We start from the raw sequence: 19652 nt of genomic DNA on the forward strand, positions 1-19652 counted from the left end.
ATGACTGCCATACCGCAGCCGGGACCCCTTGCGCCCCAGGACGTGACGGCATTGATACTGGCCGGAGGCCAGGGCCGGCGCTTGGGCGGAGTGGACAAGGGACTGGTCCGGCTGCATGCGCGCCCCCTGATCGAATATGTGTTGCGGGCGCTGCGGCCACAAGCGGCCAGCGTGCTGATCAGCGCCAACCAGAATCAGGAGCAGTACCGAAAATACGGGCAGGTCGTACAGGACCCGGCCGGGTTCGATGGTAGCCAGGGTCCACTGGCCGGTTTGCTTGCGGCGGCATCTCATATAAAGACGCCGTGGCTGGTTGTGGCTGGCTGCGATATGCCGGCGCTGCCGGATGATTATGTGGCGCAGCTGTATGCTGGGCTGATGGCCCAGGGGGGCAGATTGCCTTTGCGCACGCCGCGCCCGCGACCATTCCATCTGTCTGCTGCTACATGCAAGCATGCTGGCCACAGTGCGGGACTACCTGCAAGGTGGTCGCCGCGCTGTGCTTCCCTGGTTGGAATCACAGCACGCGGTGCGGGTGGTGTTTGATCATGCCGCGGCCTTTCTGAATGTCAATACACCAGAGGAGCTGGCTCTTGCCCAGGCCAGCGTGACGGCGATCGACTAGCGTCTGCATAATGGTGCAACGGCGCATGGCATGCGCCGTACGCCTTGCTGATGAATCCCTTGCTGCGATGGCATTCCTGTGTTTAACGAGTCCAGTCTTCCTTGGGGTAGACCCAGACGCGGTCGCCGCCGGTAAATTTCTGTACTGCGGGCACGCGGGCAAAGGCGTTAGCCCAGGGCAGGGAAGAGCTCATGCCGGATCCCTGCCGTTCATAGGGTTCAGCCATCAGTAGCCCGGTCTGTTCATCCTGCATGATGCGAACGCGCAGAAATTCATCGCGGGTTTCGTTAAAGACCTTGTCTGTTTTCAGCGTAGCCTGAAGCCGCGACGGCAGGCATTGCCGGCGTCCCTGCAGCTTGCGCACCAGTGGTGAGACCAGCACGGCCAGCACGGTATACGCTGAGACCGGGTTACCCGGCAGGCAGATCACCGGGACATTGTTGACGCTTGACAGCGCTACCGGTTTGCCCGGCTTCATGCGCACCTTCCAGAAATCCAGGCTGGCGCCCAGTGCTTCCAGTGCCGGTCTGATCAAATCTTTTTCACCCACCGATACGCCGCCGACGCTGATGACCAGGTCGCAGTCGGCAAACAGGGTGTTCAATGCCGCGCGTGTTGCATCCATATCGTCCATGGCATGCAGGACATGCTCAACCCGGCGCCAGGGTGTGAAACAGCGCAGTCAGCATGGGCGCATTGGAGTTGAAAATCTGTGAAGATTTTCGTGATTGTCCCACTGGCACCAGTTCGTCGCCGGTTGTCAGAAGGCCGACCTTGAGCTGGCGGTACACGGTTAGCGTGGCAATGCCCTGAGTGGCAATCAGGCCGATTTCGGCGGCGCCAGAACCGTGCCTTGTTCGAGCAACACACTGCCGACGCGGGTATCTTCGCCCTGGCGGCGAATATTCTGGTTTTTGACGGGGGCCTGCGTAATCGTGACCTGGCCGTCCTCTTCAGTGCACACTTCCTGCATCACGACCGTATCGGCGCCCTCAGGTATCAGGCTGCCTGTAAAAATGCGGGAGATTTTTCCGGGCTCCTGCGGCTGCGGCGCCTGTCCGGCAAACACGCGTTGTTGCACCGGCAGGGGCGTGCCCGGCAGATAGTCCTGCAGGCGTAATGCGTAGCCATCCATCGAGCTGTTGTCGGCAGAAGGCATATCCAGCGTAGCCACGACATCCTGCGCAAGCACGCGTCCCTGCGCCTGCTGCAGGCTAATGGTTTCCACGGGAATATTGGCGATGGGCAGATCCAGCAGTCGCTGCTGGGCGGTATCAAAATCGAGCATAGTGGCGTTTCCTGTGGTCATTTCTCAAATAGTCATGTTCGATATATGGCTTAGGTCATGTACGAGATAAGCGATGGCAGAGCAGAGGCTGATGGCAAGTGCACATTGTGCCGATCACGGTCGCTATGCGCAACCGGACTGTTGATGACCTCACTATGCCGTCATTGAAAAAAAACGGTCCGCCCAGGGTGGCGCTGCCATTCTTGCATGCTGTGCCGGGGTGGCTTGCGCGAGCGCAGGCGAGCCTGTCATTGTCATTACTGCCTGATGCCAATCACGCCTTAATCACGCTTGGCATAAGCCGATGCGAAATTGCACGGCTGGTGATGGCTGTCCAATTGTTCACGCAGAATTTTTTCCCAACCCAGACGGCAGGCGCCGGTTGAGCCAGGCAGGCAGAAGATCAGCGTATTGTTGGCCTTGCCGCCCAAGGCGTTTGATTGCAGACCTGAGGAGCCGATGTCGGCAAACGAGTATGCGCGAAACAATTCGCCAAAGCCGGCTATTTGCGTGTCGAGCAATGGCGTGACGGCCGCCAGCGTGGCGTTTCTGTCGCGCATGCCGGTGCCGCCATTGGTAATAATGGCGTGAATATTTTCATCCAGAATCCAGTCGGATAAATGCTTGCGGATGGCGTATCGATTATCCGGGCAAATGGCCTGTCCTGCCACTTGATGGCCGCTGCCGGTAACGGCTTCGGCCAGATAGCGGCCTGAGCTGTCGGTTTCCGGCGTACGGGTATCGTGAATGGTCAGAATCGCAATATGCAATGCGACTTTATTGTCGTTTTCCGTAAGCGACTTCATTTATGCCCTTCCTGCTCTGGTGTTTCTGCTTGCGCTGTAACGTCTTGCGAGGCGCTCCATTTTTCCAGGCGCTGTTGGTCGCTGTTGCGCGCCTGCACCCAGAATGCCTTACCGTCGGCCAGTGTTTCCCGCTTCCAGAAAGGTGCGCGGGTTTTGAGCGCATCCATGATGTACTCGCAGGCGGCAAAGGCGTCGCCGCGATGGGCGCTGGCAATACCCACGAAAACAATCTGTTGCTGGCGTGACAGGGCGCCTACCCGGTGCACGATGGTGCTCTGGACAATATCCCAGCGCTGCATGGCCTGTTGTGCGATATCGGCCAGTTCCTGCTCGCACATGCCCGGGTAATGTTCCAGAAAGAGTTCCTGCGTCGGCTGCGATGCCGAGTAATCGCGCACATAGCCTACGAAGGAGGCCACGGCGCCGGCCTGACCCTGACTGCGTTCGTGCAGCTCGCGAATCAGTTGTCCGGCATCGAAATCGTCGTGTTGTACTGCGATCATCTCAACCTCCGGTCACGGGCTCGAAGATCGCCACTTCATCGCGATCATGAATGAGGGTGTCGGCCTGGACATGTTTTTTATTGACCGCCACTTTGAGTACGCCGATATCCTTGAGCGCAGGGTATGTCTCATGCAGTTGTGCCAGCCACGCGTTGACAGTGACCGGGGCGGGCAAAGCTCGTTGTTCGGTGCGCTTGCCGGTCAGTTCGGCAATGCGGGCGAAATACAGAATATTAATCACAACGCCATTCTCCACTCTTGCCACCCGATTTATATTCAAGTCGGGTGTCTTCAATAATAATGCCTTTATCCGCTGCCTTGCACATGTCATAAATAGTGAGCGCGGCAATCGAACAGGCGGTCAGCGCTTCCATTTCGACACCGGTTTTATAGTCACTGCGACAGGTCGCGCGGATGGTGACGCACTGCGCTTGATCATCCAGGGCAAAATCAATTCCGGCGAACGTCAGCGGCAGGCTGTGGCACATGGGAATCAGTTCGGCGCAGCGCTTGGCGGCCAGTACACCGGCAACGCGGGCGGTATTGAGCACTTCGCCCTTGCTGTTTTCCGCTGCATTCAGGGCGGCATAGGAGCGGGGTGTCATGCGTACAATGCTGCGCGCCACTGCTGTGCGCGCGGTGGCAGTCTTGCCCAGCACGTCCACCATGCGCACCTGGCCAGCTTCGTCCAGGTGGCTAAGCGCGGATGCGGCGGTGTCGGCCTTGGCCGGGGTATCGGATACAACAGATGTTTTTTTCATGCGCAATAAGCGGTCCGGGACCGCGAAAATAAAAATGGAACCGTGCAACCTTACTGTCCAATTGGCAGTTTCCTGGTGCGAACGCGGTATCCGATAACTATACCTGTATTTGCGCTCCTTGTGAAAAACGCCCCTACCGGCGTAGGTATTTGTGTCACAGGAAAATGTTAGGGTATGGACGCAGAGTCGATGGGGGATTTACCCATTGCCGCGAAGCCAGGTGTTACACTAACTGCACACGCATTTGCTTAATCAGACAGGAGTCAATATGACAATCAGCATTGGAGATCGGGTACCCGAAGGTACACTCACAGAGTTCGTCGAAAGCGCAGATAATGGCCAAAGCGGTCCGCAGGCCTTCAAGGTATCCGAGCTGGTCAAAGGCAAAAAGATAGTGCTTTTTGCCGTGCCCGGCGCCTTCACGCCGACCTGCACGACCAAGCATGTGGTTGATTTCATTCGTGATGCAGAGCAGATCAAGGCCAAAGGCGTAGATGAGATCTGGTGTGTTGCCGTCAACGACGCTTTCGTGATGGGCGCCTGGGGGCGTGACACCGGCGCGACCGGCATTATCCGTTTGCTGGCCGATGGCTCTGCGACCTGGACAACAGAGATGGGCCTGGAGCTGGATCTGGTCGCCCGTGGCCTTGGCGTGCGTTCGCGTCGTTATTCGGCCATTCTGGAAGATGGCGTAGTCAAGCAACTGAATGTCGAAGAAGGTGGCGAATACAAGATCAGCGGCACGCAGACAATCCTTTCCCAGCTTTAAGCACAATCGGGCCGGCGCTGCGGGTTGCGTCGGCCGTCAGTAACACAGCAGTTATCGCAGTGTTTATCGCAAGACCGCCGGCCGCACTTGAACGGGCCGGCTGCAGGCAGTGTCATTTTTATTGCAGTTGTTGTTTTTTATCGTCCGTCTTTCTTGTCGGGTCAGAATGATCAGCCTTTTTCTGTCTTTTTTCTCTCTGTATCTTGCGACATTGCTCATGTCGCTCGGCACGGGGCTGTACAACACATTCATTGCGTTGCACCTGGCAGATCAGGGGGTCAGCCAGGTTTGGATCGGTTTGCTGATTGCCGCTTTTTATACCGGCCAGGTTCTGGGGGCGCGTTTCGGGCACAAGCTGGTGCAGCGCGTGGGACATATCCGCGCCTACGCGATTTCCGCTGCGATGGTGACGGTGCTGGTTCTGGCCCAGACAATTACCCCCTTGTTGCCGATCTGGGTGTTTTTGCGATTTCTGACCGGCGCGACCATGGTCACGCAATATATGGTGCTGGAGAGCTGGCTTAATGATCAGGCCGACCAGAAACAGCGCGGCAGCGTTTTTGCCTTTTATATGGTCATGTCGGGCCTGGGGCTGGTGTTCGGCCAGATGACCGTGTCGTTTTTCTCGCCGGAAGATCTGACCACACTCAATGTGGTTGCCATGTCCATGGCGCTCTGCCTGATTCCGGTAGCCATTACGCGGCGCAGTCACCCGGTCTTGCAGTTACATGCGCCGATCAAACTCAAAGTGTTCATTCGACTGGTGCCCATGTCCATGTTCGTGCTCTTCGTGGCGGGTAGCATCACCGGTTCCTTTTACGGCCTGGGGCCGGTGTATGCCAGTAAAGAGGGCATGAATACCGACCAGGTTGCGGTGTTTCTGTCAGTTTCGGTCATGGCCGGCCTGCTGTCTCAGTGGCCGATGGGCTGGTTATCCGATCGCATTTATCGCTTGAACATGATTCGCTTCAATGCGCTGTTGCTGGGGCTGCTGACCATTCCGTTTTATGGCTACTGGCATCTGCCGTATTCGGTGATGCTGGTGATGGTGGCGATCTTCGGCGTTCTGCAGTTTACGATTTATCCACTGGCGACCGCTTTTGCCAATGAGCACGTCGACCCGTCGCTGCGTGTTGGCTTAAGCGGTGTATTGCTGATGACTTATGGCGTTGGCGCCAGTCTTGGCCCGCTGCTGGTGGGTAAGCTGATGGACATTGGCGGCGCGCCCATGTTCTATATCTATACATCGCTTGCGGCCTTTTCGCTGGTTATCTTTGTGCGCAAAGAGAAGGTCAAGGGTACCTACAAGGTGGATCCCGAGCCTTTGTACCCATGTCGGTTAACGTGCCGGCTTCTCCGATGGCAACGGCGCTGGATCCGCGTGTCGATGAATCGATTGATATTTCATCTGACGAACAAGCCATGGAAAAAGTACTGGATATTATCCAGGCCGGCGACCCGATTACTGAGCTGAACCTGCCTCAGCGCGCAGATACGGATCACTCCGTGGCCGACGAAGACCTGTCCATGGCCGGAGAAGAAATGGTAGAGGACACTACCGAGGGCGAAGGCGCAACGGACGAAGGTGCAACGGACGAAGGTGCAGCAGACGAAGGTGCAGCAGACGAAGCACGTCCGACAGTGCCGCCTGCGAAAAAAACGTAGTTCCGGTCAGGCGCGTCGGCAGAAAACCGCATCATACCGCGTGCCCGTCCTGCGAGCGGGGCTGGCATGATCGTTCTGACGTCGCTGCGATCATATATGCGATAAAAACCAGCGCTGTCCATCACTTCACCCCCGCGCCCTGTGTGCCTGACCGGCGTAACGAGCGATCGTTGCAGATGTCGTCTTTTCCCAAGCCGCAGCTTGCAAACCATGGATGATTTACCCCGAGCCGCAAGCCTGCCTCAAGAAATTTTTTCTGACTGGCAGGAAAAGCGCAAAAGTTATCAGATAACCTGATATATTTATGCCATGCAAATGACCACTTCTACGTTAACCGATCGTGTTGCCCAGGCGCTTATGCAGCGCATTGCCGATGGTGTGTACCCTGTGGGGACCAAACTGCCATCGGGCAAGCTGCTGGCGGCAGAGTTTTCCGTGAGCGCAGCGGTTATCCGCGAGGCCACAGAGCGTTTGCGAACCAAGGGGCTGGTGCGTACCCGTCAGGGCGCCGGTTGCATGGTGCTCAGCCGTGATGTCAATGAGGGGTTTCAATTGCCGGTGCCGGAGATGGTAGATCGCGATGCCCTGCGCCATATCTATGAGTTGCGCTTTGAAATCGAGGGCGCTGCGGCGGCACTGGCTGCCGTCAGGGCGACCGCCGAAGACTTGCGGCATATGCAGCATATTCTGCGATCGCTTGAACAAAGCCTGCACCAGCCTGAAGAGGCGCTGGAGTGGGATGTGGGGTTTCACCGGGCGATTGCCGAGGCAACGCATAACCCGCATTACCGTGACTTGCTGGCTTATCTGGGAAGACAGTGGCGCCAGAGTGTGCACGCGGCCAGGGTCCATACACTGAAGACGGAACAGGCATTACAGACGCAGCAGGCCTCGCACCTGGGCGAGCGACAGGCGGGCCATAGTCCCTTATCCAGGCAGGTGCATGCCGAGCATGAGCAGGTGCTGGAGGCCATGCGCCAGCGCGATCCGGAACTGGCCCGCAGCCGCGCCCAGACCCATCTGCGCAAGGCCAGTGAGCGGCTGGGGCTCGATACCAGTGCGTTCACGCGGAAGACGGCAAGGTAAGGTACGCTGGATCAGGAATTTATTATTTTCGTAATCACACTGACTGCAACACATGCATCTGTCGCAGTTGGCTTGACCACTATTAGGAAAGACAATGCAGGAATTTCTTGAAAAATTGCAGGCTGCGCTGGGATCAGACGTGGTACAGACCGAGGCGGCCATCATTGAACCATGGCTGAGCGACTGGCGTGGTGTATATAAAGGCAACGCCCAGGCGCTGGTGCGTCCGGTTTCTACGGAGCAGGTTGCGCAGTGCATGCGTCTGTGCAGTCAATACAAAGTACCGGTTGTGACACGCGGTGGCAATACCGGGCTTTGCGGGGCCGCGACGCCCGATACGAGTCCCGATAACATTATTCTGTCGCTGGATCGCATGAATAGTATCCGTTCCATTGACACCATTGCCAATACGCTGGTGGCTGATGCCGGCTGCATTCTGGGCAATTTGCGACGCGCTGCCCAGCAGCAGGATCGCCTGCTGCCGCTTAGCCTGGCGGCAGAAGACTCATCGCACATTGGCGGGAATGTCGCCACCAATGCAGGCGGCGTCAATGTGGTGCGTTACGGAATGGCCCGCGAACTGGTACTGGGGATCGAGGCCGTGCTGCCGGACGGAGAAATCTTCAATGGCTTACAGACTTTGCGCAAGGATAATACCGGCTATGACCTGAAGCAGTTGCTTATTGGTTCCGAGGGTACGCTGGGTGTGATCACCGGTGTTGCACTTCGGCTGCATGCGCCAACGCATGTTCGTAGTGTGGTGCTGGCAGCTGTCGAGTCCGAGCAGCAGGCGCTGGAATTGTTTCGCCTGGTATTCGGCGCGTGCGGGCCGCGCCTGCAGGCCTTTGAGTTCTTCACCGACGCCTGCCTGGACCTGGTGCTGACGCACGTTGAAGGCGTGCAATTGCCGTTTGGCGATCGCCATCCGGCCTATGTGCTTATTGAGCTGGCCGATACTGCCAATGAGCAGGCGCTGAACCAATTGCTCGAAGAGGTGATCGGCCAGGCGCTGGAACAGGAGCTGTGCGTGGACGCGGCGGTGTCTGCTTCGCTGGCGCAATTGCAGGCGCTGTGGCGCTTGCGTGAAGAAATTTCTGAAGCGCAGCGGGCTGATGGCCCGCATCTTAAGCACGATATTTCATTGCCCATCGAGCGCATTCCAGAGTTTGTCAATACCGCGCAGGCACAGTTGCGCAAGGTCAGCCCCGATTGCAGGCTGTTTATTTTCGGCCATTTCGGCGATGGTAATTTGCACTACAACGTATCGCGTCCGCTGGGAGCAGACAAGAACTGGGCAGCCGAATGGGAGACGCGGATTGCCGACGCCGTGTTCGACGAAGTCATGGCGTACGGCGGCAGCATTAGCGCAGAACACGGTATCGGGCAACTGAAGCGGCATGCCTTTTTGCATCATAAAGACCCATTGCAACTGAAATTGATGCGCCAGATCAAGCAAGTCTTTGACCCGCATGGCATCATGAACCCGGGTAAAGTGCTGTAGTCGTTACCGAGGCTGGCCGCGCGTTTTGCCTAAGTAATAAAGCAAGGCTGTGAGCCGAACGGCACTGCCAAGGCTGGTCCGCAAGACCAATCTTTGGTGGTGCCTTTTTTTCAATTTGCCGTTGCCGTTACCCGCTGATTACCGTCCAGTAATACAGCGTGAGCACTGCGATAATGGCAAGTGCAATACCCAGCAGATTGATGCGGCTGATTTTTTCACGAAACAGGACAGCGCCCACAATCGTGCCCAGGCTGATTACGCCGATATTCATCACCGTAAACACTAGGGTGGGATTTTCATGGAAGGTCTGGTGGGCGCGAATATAAAAAAGAATATTGCAAAAGTTGAGCAGGCCCAGCAGCGACCCGCCCAGGGCACTGCGGGCATTCCATTGCGTGCGGCGCACCAGCAGATACCCAAACATGATGATGCCGGCAAGCACAAATGATAAAAACAGGCCGCTGGAAAATGCCGTACCGGTTTTGGCGATCTGTTTGAACAGCATATCAACCACGCCATAGCCAAGCCAGATCAGAAAGAGATACAGTGCCCCCTGGCGCACGTTGATGCCCGGTGTGGTGTTTGCGGCTTGCACAAGAGACAGAATAACGCGGCGAAGGCCAGTGCCAGGCTCAGGCCGCGATTGACCGAGAGTGCTTCGCCAAACAGGACGAACGAGGCCAGTACGGTAAGAAACAAGGATAGCCGCTGCGCGGCATCGGCGCGTACAATGCCGGCATATTCCACTCCCCTGGACATGATCATGAACAGCACCGGCAAAATGACGCCCAATATGGCGAAAAGTACCCACGGGAACTGCTGGCCGGCCTTGGGTTCCAGCGCAGGCGCCAGCAGGAACCAGGTGAGTGCACAGGCCACGACATAATTGAAGGCGATGGCCTGGCGGATATCAACCCCCTGGCGGCGGGCGACCTTGAGTAGCACCGAGACGGCCACACTGCAAAGAATGCTTAGAATGAGATAGGTCATATTTCAACTTTAATGAAGAGGGGGGCTATCGGTGTATCGGGTGAGGTTGATGTAACGGCTGGGCTGCTCAGGACGCCGCCAGCTCACTGCTGGTGCAGGCGCATGGCCGGGCAGCCGAGTCCGCTGTTGCGGCATGGTCATCGCTGTGGCCCTGGCCTACCGGCTTGAGACCGAGTCGCTGAAACAATGCCTGGTCGGCCTGCAACTGCGGGTTGCCGGTGGTGAGCAGCTTTTCGCCATAGAACATGGAATTGGCCCCGGCCATGAAACACAGAGCCTGCAGGCTGTCGGGCATGGCTTCGCGTCCGGCTGACAGGCGTACAAACGTGCTGGGCATGGTAATGCGTGCTACCGCAATTGTGCGAACGAATTCGAACGGGTCAATCTCTTCATTGTCGGCCAGGGGTGTGCCTTGTACCTTCACCAGATTATTGATCGGCACCGATTCCGGATAGGGATTCATATTGGCCAGCTGGGCAATCAGTCCGGCCCGCTCGCGACGTGATTCGCCCAGCCCGACAATGCCGCCGCAACATACGTGAATGCCGGCATCGCGTACACGCGCCAGCGTATCCAGACGATCCTGATAGGTGCGGGTAGTAATGATTTGTCCGTAAAATTCGGGCGAAGTATCCAGATTGTGGTTGTAATAGTCCAGCCCGGCCTGCTTCAGTTGCGCCGCCTGGCCGTCGCGCAACATGCCCAATGTGACACAGGTTTCAAGTCCCAGTCCTTTGACGGCCCGGATCATGTCGGCGACCGCATCAACCTGATGCGGCTTGGGATTACGCCAGGCGGCGCCCATGCAGAAGCGCTGCGCGCCAGCGGCTTTGGCCTGTTGCGCTGCTTGTATCACCTGGTCCAGCGGCATGAGTTTGTCACGCTCTACGGCGGTGTCGTAGCGAGAAGACTGCGGGCAATAAGAACAATCTTCGGGACAGCCGCCAGTCTTAATGGATAGCAGGCTGGACAGCTGCACTGCGTTGGGTTCGTGATGCTCGCGATGCACCTGCTGGGCGCGGAAAAGCAGATCCATGAAGGGCAGCTGGTATAGATCCAGTATGGTCTGCACCGTCCATGCGGTGTCTGATTCCTGGGTTTTGTGCACTGAAAGGGTATCCATGCTTGCGTTCCTTGTCGTTTAGATAGCGTCCTCCCGCACAGGTTGTGCGGCGCAGAGGAGTGTGACGATGTAAACGTATGCTACGCAAGCAACGTAATTGGTGCAATTTAAATTAATTGAGAAATAACGGCGTATTGGTGTGTTTTGCGAGAACTTAGATGTATTTATAGTTGATAACTAAGTGATTGCGCGCTTGTTTGGTGTTTCGAGGGCAACCCGACGCTTTGCAAAATACACTTGCCGGTCGGGCGCGGTGCCCGGCCGGCAATACAACGGCGCTGGTTCGCCAGCCGCAAGGCTGCCTTGCCGTTTTAACGTGCCGGATCAGCCGCCGTAAATATCGTATTTGAAATATTTATCGGCAATTTTCTGGTAAGTACCGTCCTTGCGGATTTCATCAAATGCCTTGTTCAGCGCATCTCTGAGTTCGGTATCGTTCTTGCGCACGGCAAAGCCGGTGCCCTTGCCGAAGATCTCGGGATCGGCAGAAGAAGGGATCGGGTCGCCCACAAGCTGGAAGTCTTTTCCGCCGGGGCTGTTAACAAACTCGGTCGTGACGCCACCATCGGCAAACACAACATTGACGCGGCCCGTCGTCAGATCGTTATAGGCATCTTCCAGCGTTTTATAGCGCTTGATATTGGTGTCCTTGAAGTACTTGGTCGCATATTTGTCCTGGATGGTGCCTTGCTGCACGCCCAGGTCCAGGCCCTTGAGGCCTTCGGCGGTAGACTGATAGGTTGCGCCTTTTTTGGCGACAAACATATTCGGTGTACTCCAGATTTTCTGTGTGAACAGTACCGCTTTTTCGCGCTCGGGCGTAATGCTCATGGAAGAGGAAATGACGTCAAATTTCTTGGCGCGCAATGCCGGAATAATGCCGTCCCAACCCTGATTCTGGAAAGTGCACTTGGCCTGCATTTTTTCGCACATGGCCTTGGCCAGGTCGATATCAAAGCCGACAATTTCGCCGGATGGACTGGTGGACTCAAACGGCGCGTAGGTTGCGTCCGTACCGAAGCGGATGGTTTTGTCAGCCGCGACAGCTGAGGCGGAAACAGCCAGCGCGATTGCGCACAGACCGATTCCGAAAACATGTTTTTCAGGTTCATGGATATTCCTAAATGACGTAAGCAGTGCTGCAGCCGAAAAACAGCCACTCGGCCGGCGCCGGATGCATGCTTTTTTGCATGGGGGCCATTGCCCGGTCTGTTTTCGTTTGCAGCGTTGTAGCACCACCGCGGGCGGTGGTCCGGATTGAAGATTATGACAGCATCAGCCGGAAAATGTACAGGGAGTTTCCCTCAGGCGGCATAGAGGGCTAAGGGAAAACCGGCGGTTTATTTCAGTGGAGGGGGCGATATAATGGCCGCGGGCGCCGGGATGACGGATAAAATTGGGCGCCAGTGCACCGGTTTTACCGAACCGGGGCATCCGCCGGACGCAGGTATTGCGCTCTGGCAGTGGCCAATGGTATTGTTCTTTGCCCGTCAGGCACTGCAACGAATGGGTTGTGTATAGTCAAAAGGTATGCGCAGCGCCAAGTAATGGGAAACAGGATGGAAGAAATAAATCTGATTGGTCAGTATCTGCCCCGCATTTTGCAGGGTGCGGTGCTGACCCTTGAAATTGCCGTGCTTTCGCTGGTCATTTCTATCATTATTGGGTTGGCAGGCGCCAATATGCGGCTGTCGCGCAATCGCCTGCTCTCCCGTCTTGGCTGGCTGTATTCCAGCGTCGTGCGCGGGGTACCCGACCTGATCTGGATGCTGATGGTGTACTACAGCGCGCAAATCGGCCTGAACGCGATCACCGAAGCGTGGGAACTGGATTATTTCGAAATCAGTCCTTTTGCTGCCGGCGTGCTGACCTTGTCGTTTATTTTTGGCGCATATTTCACCGAAACCTTCCGTGGCGCCATCATGGCCATCCCCTACGGACAAATTGAAGCGGGTCACGCTTACGGTATGCGCGGCATGCAGGTGCTGCGCCGCATTACCTTTCCGCTCATGATGCGCTTTGCGCTTCCCAGCGTGCGCAATAACTGGCTGGTTCTGACCAAAGCCACGGCGCTGGTATCCATTATCGGCCTGGACGATATGACGCGCATTGCCCAGCAGGCCGGCAGTGCAACCCACTTGCCTTTTATCTTCAACACCGTCTCTGCGCTACTGTTTCTGCTGCTCACGACGGTGTCGCTGTATGTCTTCCGTTATCTGGACAAGCATTATCAGCGTGGTTTTGCCAGAGAGGATGCGCATGTCTGAAACGCTTTCCCTGTTTTTTGACGCGCTGGTAACCTGTTTGCAGGCAGCGCCGCTCACGCTTACACTCACGGCCTTGTCAGTGGCCGTCGGCCTGTGCATGGCTATTCCCCTGTCGGTGATCCACCAGCGCCAGCATACGCCAGCGGCACGCCTGGTTCATGCCTTTACCTATTTCTTTACCGGCACGCCGCTGCTGGTGCAGATCTATATTATTTATTACGGCATTCCCAGTTTTGATTTCATCGGCCAGCTTATGTCGCAGCCTGGCTTCGGCTTTCTCAAGGAAGGCTTTATCTGGGTGCTGGCTGCCCTGACGCTGAACACAGCCGCCTATTCCACGGTAATTTTTTCCGGCGCCATCAAAAACACCGATCGCGGAGAAATTGAGGCGGCCCGCGCCTTTGGCATGAATCGTCGCAATGCGATGCGCCGCATCATTCTGCCGTCAAGCCTGCGTCGTGCGTTGCCTGCCTATAGCAATGAAGTCATCATGACCATGCACTCCACAGCGCTGGCCTCGACGGTGGCCATGATGGAAATTACCGGCGCGGCCAGCCTGTTCGTGACCAATACCTATCAACCTTTCATAGCCTATTCGGCGGCCGCGTGTATTTACCTGGTGCTCAATTTCGTGCTGGTCTATATCTTTCGCAAAATCGAGCAGCGCTATCTGGTTCATCTTAATTCCCGACATCTGGCACAAGCATAATGCAGCACAAAAAACACGTTTTATCACTCAGCGCCCCCGGTGCTTCATTTGAAATCAATGCCTTTCATTTCGGACCGACCAACACCGGCCGCAAGGTATATATGCAGGCCAGCCTGCATGCGGACGAACTGCCCGGCTCGCTGGCGGCCTTCTACCTGAATCGACGACTGCAGGAACTGGAAAAGCAGGGCGCGCTCAATTGTGAAATTATTCTGGTGCCGTTTTGCAACCCGATCGGGCTGTCGCAGACCGTGTTCTATGAGCATATTGGTCGTTTCCAGTTGCCTACGGGACAGAATTTCAATCGTCTTACGGGTGTCCCGCTGTACGAGAATCTGCTAGCTGCGTTGCAGAACAGCCGCGAAAAGCCCGGTGCAGATGCTCAGGCCAATCTGGCGCTGATCCGCGGCAAAATGCGGGATGTGCTGAATGCGCTGGCACCTGCCCGGCTGATTGACGAGCTGCATATCACGTTGTTGAAAATGGCCTGTGATGCCGATATTGTGCTGGATCTGCATTGCGATAACCGTGCGGTCATGCATGTGTATTCCCTGCCGCAGGTATGGGACCGCTGTGAACCGCTGGCCCGTTATCTGCAAAGCGAGTGCCAGTTGCTGGCCGAAGATTCCCTGTCATGTTCGTTTGATGAGATGGTGTCCACTCCCTGGCTGAAATTGCAAAGCGTCTATCCAGAGGCGAACATCCCGCTGGCCTGTTTTGCGGCAACCGTTGAATTGCGTGGTGACCGAGATCTGACACATGCGTATGCCGAACATGACGCGCTTGCCTTGATCCAATACCTGAACCAGCAGGGCTATATCCGGTTGCCGCTGCAGAGGTGGCGCCGATGCCGCCATTGCGCTGCGAGCCGCATCCGCTGGGCGGACTGGCCTATGTCGTCACGCCTTGTGCAGGCATTGTGGTGTATCACGTTGCCGCGGGGCAGTGGGTGGAGCGTAATCAGTTGCTGGCTGAAATCGTGGACCCGATCGCCCTAACGGTGACGCCAGTGAATGCGCCGGTTGGCGGCTTTATATTTGCCACGGCCGGGGTACGACTGGCGCAGACTGAAACCAAGTTGCTTAGCCTGTCCAGCCCCGACGATATCGGCAGCGTGGGTCTGTCGCCCTGACATAGGCCTGTGCTGCGGCAGGCGTGATGCAAGGGTGCTGCGTCATGCGCCCCGTGGCGCGGTTATTATTTTTCCAGCAACCACGATTGCAATGCCACCAACGTCTTGGCATCGCGAATCTCTTGCTTGTCAATGGCCTGGCGAACCTCGTCACGGCTCATCAACACCGTCTGTACAAACTCGTCGTCATCTGTGTTCAGGGTGCTGTCCTGTCGCACGCCTTCGGCGCGGAAAATGTACATCAATTCGTCGCAAAAACCGGGAGCCGTATAAAAGGTGTGTATCAGGGTCATGCCGCCAGCCGTATAGGGTGTCTCTTCGGCCAGTTCACGATAGGCGCATTGTTCGGGCGGCTCGTTGTCTACATCGAGTTTGCCTGCCGGGATTTCCAGCAGCGGGCCGCCGGTAGGGTGGCGAAACTGCCTGACCAGAACGACCTTGTCTTCGGGTGTGACGGCCAGCACGGCAACTGCGCCGCAGTGTCGCACCACCTCGCGGGTCGCCGTCTTGCCGTTGGGCAGGACCACGGTGTCGACTGTTACCTTGATGATCTTGCCTTCAAAAATAAAGGTGCTGTCCTGCAGGGTCTCGGTCAACGCCGCGTCAGGCGTATCGTCTGAGATTGAAGTGCTGGATGAGTAAGTTGGCATAATGGGCGATCTCAATCGAAGATTACGGATGAAAGAATGAGTATAGGTTACCACGGTGACGCCTGGCTTACAGGTTTTGGCGGCGATGCTGTCTGACCCGAGGGGACTGGTACGATGGTTGTCCGATGGGCCCATTCGCGGTTGACGCCAAGTGGTTCAGAGCAAAGGCGAAAATAACCGTGCGACGGCCTTGCTCAGTCTGGAAAAAAACGGCTGATGCGTCAGTTGCACTTCCTGCGCAAATTTCATAGAGGCATTGAATTCTTCCAGCAACGCCTGATTTGCCTCGCGTTCGTAGCACAGCACGCTTACTTCAAAATTCAAATAAAAGCTGCGATTGTCAAAATTAGCCGAGCCGATGAAGGAGATGTCGTCGTCCACGATCATACTTTTGGTATGCAGCATGCGAGGGCCATATTCGAAGACGCGGATGCCCGCGGCAACCAGATCGTCGAACCAGGATTGGGCTGCTTTGGTCACCACATAATTGTCGGTTCGCTTGGGCAGCAGAATGCGTACGTCAACGCCGCGCAGCGACGCAGAGGTGAGCGCCTGTGCCGAGGTTGCGTCCGGTACGAAGTACGGGGTGGTCAGGTAGACGCGATGGCGTGCGCGCTGTATGGCATCAACCGTAACGCGCAAAATGGAGGCGTAATCAAAATCCGGCCCTGACGGAATGATCTGGGTGCGTATCCAGCGCGGCGTTTCCTGGGGCGGCTGGCTGTCGGCGCTTTGCTCATCATTGGCCAGGCGTCGCGCAGCAGGTGCCTTGTCCGCATCGTCTTCTGCCTGTTCCTGCAGGCGCTCAAGACGATCACGATAATGCTCGCGCAGCATGTGACGGACCGACAGGTCGTGCGTAGAATAGTGCCAGTCTTCGACAAAAATGGTTTCCAGCCAGGAGACGACCGGCCCGGTCAGTTCCAGGTGAACATCGTGAAATGCCCGTTTATTGCGGCGCCGGTCCTGCTGGTCGCTGATATTGATGCCGCCGGTGAATGCGACCGTGCCATCACAGATGACAATTTTGCGGTGGTTGCGCAGGTTCATGAACGACAGCAAATGCTTCAGGCTGATATCGTGAAAAAAGGTCAGCCTGGCACCGGCGTCAATCAGCGGGCGCATGAAACGCCGGTTCAGGCGCAGCGAACCAATGGCATCTGCAATCAGGTAGATCTTGACGCCTTGCCTGGCCCTTTCGGTTAGCAGATCGCGCAGGGTGGTGCCGGTGTGATCCTGTTCAAAAATATAATACTCAAGAAAGATGTAATGCTCAGCCTTGCGTACCGCGTCGAAAATACGGTCATAGGTTTTTTCGCCGCCCGAAAGTAATTGGTAACTGGTGGCGTAGCTCAGCGGATAGTGAGTAATCTGCAGGGCCAGGTCATGGATGGGGCGTTGTTGCTCGGTCAGGTCCGAAGGCTGGATGCGCACATTCCATAAGGTATCGTCGCGTTCAATAAGGTGCTTGCTGATGCTACGGTTGATCTTGTTGCGGGTGATTTTTTTCGGGCCGAAAAAATAATAAATGACAAAGCCCAGGACCGGTACAAAGCTTAGAAACAAAATCCATGTCAGCGTGGAGACGGGCGGGCGCTTTTGCAGCACCACCCAAAGCCCGATTACGATGATATACAGGGCCCAGAGCGTATTCCAGAACCAGTCGCTGGCCAGCCACGCCGTGTCCATTAGTGAACCGCCCGCCCGTTATGTTGTGTTGGGGAAGGGTCGTTGTACTGTCGGCAGCAACGAGCATCAGGAGCGAAGATGATGGCCGACGGTCGGACCGGCATCCTGGTTAGGTTTGACAAGCCCGGGTCGCGCGTCATGGGAGTCATCCTGCGGGAGCGGCGTTGCACGCATGCACGCTTTCGAACTCCAGCAGCCAGCGCTTGCGCGGCAGCCCGCCACCATAACCGGTGAGCGAGCCATCGGCGCCGATAACCCGGTGGCAGGGAATCACAATGCTGATGCGGTTGCGATGGTTGGCGGTGCCCACAATGCGGGCGTGCGCACCGTTGCCGATCTCGCTGGCCAGGTCGCCATAACTGCAGGTTCTGCCGTAGGGAATGCGCTGTAAATGCGCCCATACGGTTTCGTCAAAAGCGGTCCCGGGTGCATCCAGCGCGAGCTCGAACGTGTGCCTCTGGCCGGCGAAGTAGGCATCCATCTGTTGTTGTACTGCATCCAGACAGGGATGATCCTGCCCAGTCAACGCAAACCCGTAACGGGTTCGCAAATCGTTGATTTCCTTGGTGATTGTCTCTACCGTATCCAGAAACTCCAGCAGCACCACACCTTTATCCGATGCCATGGCAATCATGGGCCCCACGGGCGAATCCAAAAACCTGTAATACAACGGCTTGCCGGCGGCGCCGGACGAGGGCTTATCGCAGAGCGCGTGGACACTGTGTTGCAGGCGCGCCAGCGTCTCTGGGGCCAGGGTGAAAGCGGAGTGCGGGAACAATTCGTTATTGAGCATGGCCATGACTAGGAGAAACGATACCGGTCGCGATGGGCAGCGTTGCCGGCCAGACACCTATCTTACTGTGAACAGAAGTCAATGGTGCAATTTTACGTGATCATTTCATATTCGCAACAGTGTCTACGCTGACGCTGCACGCTTGGGTCGACGCACGGAGTCGGGAGGCCGATAGGCGGAACAATACGATAGAAAAAGCGCCGCGAGCAGCCGGGGATGGGCCATTTTTAATTATTCCGTCGCAAACTACTTGTCTGACATGAACAAATGAAATAAGATGTCATACAACATAAGATGATAACAAAATTGTCATTTATCTTGCGGCACTGCGCTGCGTTTTCATTTTTTCTACGACAGGGTATTCATGAATCCACAGGAATTGAAACAGACCGTTAGTGAAGGACTGCTGTCCTTCCCCGTTACCGACTTTGATGAGCAGGGCAATTTCAATGCCGACAGCTATGCGCGCCGGCTCGAATGGCTGGCACCCTATGGCGCCAGCGCGTTGTTTGCCGCGGGGGGAACAGGCGAGTTCTTTTCGCTTGAGCCCGAAGAGTATTCAAATGTGATAGGCACCGCGGTGCAAACCTGCGCAGGCAAAGTGCCGATTATTGCAGGGGCGGGCGGCGGCACACGGCTGGCGATTCGTTATGCGCAAGCGGCAGAAAAGGCCGGCGCTCAGGGCTTGCTACTGATGCCGCATTACCTGACCGAAGCCGATCAGGACGGGGTTGCGCTGCATGTGGAGCAGGTATGCAAAGCAGTGGGTCTGGGCGTAATTGTTTATAACCGCTCGCTTTGCCGGCTCAATGCCGACCAGCTTGAGCGCCTGGCTGAACGTTGTCCAAACCTGGTGGGTTACAAGGACGGCATAGGCGATATTGAATTGATGGTCACGATCCGCCGTCGTCTGGGTGAGCGCCTGTCTTATCTGGGCGGGCTGCCTACTGCCGAGTTTTATGCTGCCGCCTATCGGGCGCTGGGGGTGCCGGTGTATTCGTCGGCGGTATTCAATTTCATTCCGAAAACAGCCATGGACTTTTATCGTGCTATCGTAGCGGGAGACCAGGCAACGGTTGACCGGCTGATAACGGATTTTTTCATTCCCTATTCAGTCATCCGCAATCGCTGCAAGGGCTATGCAGTCAGCATTGTCAAGGAAGGCGCAAAAATTGTCGGGCATGACGCCGGCGGTGTACGGGCCCCCCTGACCAACCTGACCCGTCAGGAGAGTGAGGCGCTGGCTGCCTGATTGATAAGCTTGGCGCCCAATAGTTTGAAGTGTGCGAGCCTTG

The 19652-nt window shown here is 56.5% G+C and carries 22 protein-coding genes and 2 pseudogenes; 12 read left to right on the forward strand and 12 right to left on the reverse strand.

Features of this window, described 5'->3' with window-relative positions:
• Window positions 1–546, forward strand: a complete 546-nt coding sequence (locus tag TKWG_RS05560) for an NTP transferase domain-containing protein (protein WP_014749895.1) — start codon at window positions 1–3, stop codon at window positions 544–546.
• Between the two features lie 161 nt (window positions 547–707).
• Here TKWG_RS05560 and TKWG_RS26910 read toward each other — a convergent pair.
• The 5 genes and pseudogenes from TKWG_RS26910 to moaC form a co-directional block, all read right to left on the reverse strand.
• Window positions 708–1913 (reverse strand): annotated as a pseudogene (locus TKWG_RS26910) (molybdopterin molybdotransferase MoeA).
• Between the two features lie 281 nt (window positions 1914–2194).
• Window positions 2195–2719, reverse strand: a complete 525-nt coding sequence (locus TKWG_RS05570; RefSeq protein WP_014749899.1) for a molybdenum cofactor synthesis domain-containing protein — start codon at window positions 2717–2719, stop codon at window positions 2195–2197.
• Window positions 2716–3222, reverse strand: a complete 507-nt coding sequence (locus TKWG_RS05575) for a molybdenum cofactor biosynthesis protein MoaE (RefSeq protein WP_014749900.1) — start codon at window positions 3220–3222, stop codon at window positions 2716–2718. The genes TKWG_RS05570 and TKWG_RS05575 overlap by 4 nt, the downstream gene beginning before the upstream one ends.
• A gap of 1 nt (window position 3223) precedes the next feature.
• Entirely contained in the window at window positions 3224–3463 is a 240-nt protein-coding gene (gene moaD, locus TKWG_RS05580) for a molybdopterin converting factor subunit 1 (protein WP_014749901.1), read from the reverse strand.
• The gene (gene moaC / locus TKWG_RS05585) at window positions 3456–3983 is read right to left on the reverse strand and encodes a cyclic pyranopterin monophosphate synthase MoaC (RefSeq protein WP_050981705.1); all 528 of its coding nucleotides are present in this window, start codon (window positions 3981–3983) and stop codon (window positions 3456–3458) included. Before moaC ends, moaD begins: the two co-directional genes overlap by 8 nt.
• 268 nt (window positions 3984–4251) lie before the next feature.
• On the opposite strand from moaC, the gene TKWG_RS05590 reads away from it, so the two are divergent.
• The 5 genes from TKWG_RS05590 (at window position 4252) to TKWG_RS05605 (ending at window position 9004) form a co-directional block, all read left to right on the forward strand.
• Window positions 4252–4752 (forward strand): peroxiredoxin, encoded by a 501-nt coding sequence (locus TKWG_RS05590; protein WP_014749903.1) that lies wholly within the window; start codon window positions 4252–4254, stop codon window positions 4750–4752.
• A 166-nt stretch (window positions 4753–4918) separates the two neighbouring features.
• Window positions 4919–6226, forward strand: coding sequence for an MFS transporter (locus tag TKWG_RS05595; RefSeq protein ID WP_148274483.1), 1308 nt, complete (start codon window positions 4919–4921; stop codon window positions 6224–6226).
• Window positions 6175–6417 carry a hypothetical protein gene (locus TKWG_RS23545; RefSeq protein ID WP_014749905.1) on the forward strand — a complete coding sequence of 81 codons (243 nt, stop codon included), beginning with the start codon at window positions 6175–6177 and terminating at the stop codon, window positions 6415–6417. Before TKWG_RS05595 ends, TKWG_RS23545 begins: the two co-directional genes overlap by 52 nt.
• A gap of 315 nt (window positions 6418–6732) precedes the next feature.
• Entirely contained in the window at window positions 6733–7503 is a 771-nt protein-coding gene (locus TKWG_RS05600; protein WP_050981535.1) for a FadR/GntR family transcriptional regulator, read from the forward strand.
• A gap of 94 nt (window positions 7504–7597) precedes the next feature.
• Window positions 7598–9004: an FAD-binding oxidoreductase gene (locus tag TKWG_RS05605; RefSeq protein WP_014749907.1), complete on the forward strand. Its 1407-nt coding sequence runs from the start codon at window positions 7598–7600 to the stop codon at window positions 9002–9004.
• Window positions 9005–9131: 127 nt separating this feature from the next.
• Here the strand turns inward: TKWG_RS05605 and TKWG_RS24595 are convergent, their stop codons facing one another.
• The 4 genes from TKWG_RS24595 to TKWG_RS05620 form a co-directional block, all read right to left on the reverse strand.
• Complete coding sequence (locus TKWG_RS24595; RefSeq protein ID WP_238534316.1) at window positions 9132–9599, reverse strand: multidrug transporter; 468 nt, start codon at window positions 9597–9599, stop codon at window positions 9132–9134.
• Window positions 9536–9994: an EamA family transporter gene (locus TKWG_RS24600; protein WP_238534317.1), complete on the reverse strand. Its 459-nt coding sequence runs from the start codon at window positions 9992–9994 to the stop codon at window positions 9536–9538. The genes TKWG_RS24595 and TKWG_RS24600 overlap by 64 nt, the downstream gene beginning before the upstream one ends.
• Window positions 9995–10061: 67 nt before the next feature.
• The gene (gene bioB / locus TKWG_RS05615; protein ID WP_014749910.1) at window positions 10062–11117 is read right to left on the reverse strand and encodes a biotin synthase BioB; all 1056 of its coding nucleotides are present in this window, start codon (window positions 11115–11117) and stop codon (window positions 10062–10064) included.
• Window positions 11118–11441: 324 nt separating this feature from the next.
• Window positions 11442–12203, reverse strand: a complete 762-nt coding sequence (locus TKWG_RS05620) for a lysine/arginine/ornithine ABC transporter substrate-binding protein (protein ID WP_041709899.1) — start codon at window positions 12201–12203, stop codon at window positions 11442–11444.
• Window positions 12204–12500: 297 nt separating this feature from the next.
• Here TKWG_RS05620 and TKWG_RS23550 point away from each other — a divergent pair, with 297 nt between their 5' ends.
• The 5 genes from TKWG_RS23550 to TKWG_RS23555 are packed head-to-tail and all read left to right on the forward strand — an operon-like array spanning window position 12501 to window position 15225.
• Entirely contained in the window at window positions 12501–12638 is a 138-nt protein-coding gene (locus TKWG_RS23550; protein WP_171815126.1) for a hypothetical protein, read from the forward strand.
• A gap of 38 nt (window positions 12639–12676) precedes the next feature.
• Window positions 12677–13384: an ABC transporter permease gene (locus TKWG_RS05625; protein ID WP_014749912.1), complete on the forward strand. Its 708-nt coding sequence runs from the start codon at window positions 12677–12679 to the stop codon at window positions 13382–13384.
• The gene (locus tag TKWG_RS05630) at window positions 13377–14093 is read left to right on the forward strand and encodes an ABC transporter permease (protein WP_014749913.1); all 717 of its coding nucleotides are present in this window, start codon (window positions 13377–13379) and stop codon (window positions 14091–14093) included. The genes TKWG_RS05625 and TKWG_RS05630 overlap by 8 nt, the downstream gene beginning before the upstream one ends.
• Window positions 14093–15091, forward strand: a complete 999-nt coding sequence (locus TKWG_RS05635; RefSeq protein WP_014749914.1) for a succinylglutamate desuccinylase/aspartoacylase family protein — start codon at window positions 14093–14095, stop codon at window positions 15089–15091. The genes TKWG_RS05630 and TKWG_RS05635 overlap by 1 nt, the downstream gene beginning before the upstream one ends.
• On the forward strand, window positions 15073–15225 hold the full coding sequence (locus tag TKWG_RS23555) for a hypothetical protein (protein ID WP_171815127.1): 153 nt from the start codon (window positions 15073–15075) through the stop codon (window positions 15223–15225). The genes TKWG_RS05635 and TKWG_RS23555 overlap by 19 nt, the downstream gene beginning before the upstream one ends.
• Window positions 15226–15290: 65 nt before the next feature.
• Here TKWG_RS23555 and TKWG_RS05640 read toward each other — a convergent pair whose 3' ends face one another.
• The 3 genes from TKWG_RS05640 to TKWG_RS05650 form a co-directional block, all read right to left on the reverse strand.
• Complete coding sequence (locus tag TKWG_RS05640) at window positions 15291–15875, reverse strand: NUDIX hydrolase (RefSeq protein ID WP_014749915.1); 585 nt, start codon at window positions 15873–15875, stop codon at window positions 15291–15293.
• Window positions 15876–16031: 156 nt separating this feature from the next.
• Entirely contained in the window at window positions 16032–17564 is a 1533-nt protein-coding gene (locus TKWG_RS05645) for a phospholipase D-like domain-containing protein (RefSeq protein WP_014749916.1), read from the reverse strand.
• 145 nt (window positions 17565–17709) lie between these two features.
• The gene (locus tag TKWG_RS05650) at window positions 17710–18414 is read right to left on the reverse strand and encodes a methylated-DNA--[protein]-cysteine S-methyltransferase (RefSeq protein WP_148274485.1); all 705 of its coding nucleotides are present in this window, start codon (window positions 18412–18414) and stop codon (window positions 17710–17712) included.
• Window positions 18415–18721: 307 nt separating this feature from the next.
• Between TKWG_RS05650 and kdgD the strand changes: the two are divergent.
• A pseudogene (gene kdgD, locus TKWG_RS05655) lies at window positions 18722–19632 on the forward strand (5-dehydro-4-deoxyglucarate dehydratase).
• Window positions 19633–19652 lie beyond the last annotated feature (20 nt).

This window comes from Advenella kashmirensis WT001 (genome assembly GCF_000219915.2).
In the GTDB taxonomy this organism is placed as follows: domain Bacteria; phylum Pseudomonadota; class Gammaproteobacteria; order Burkholderiales; family Burkholderiaceae_B; genus Advenella; species Advenella kashmirensis.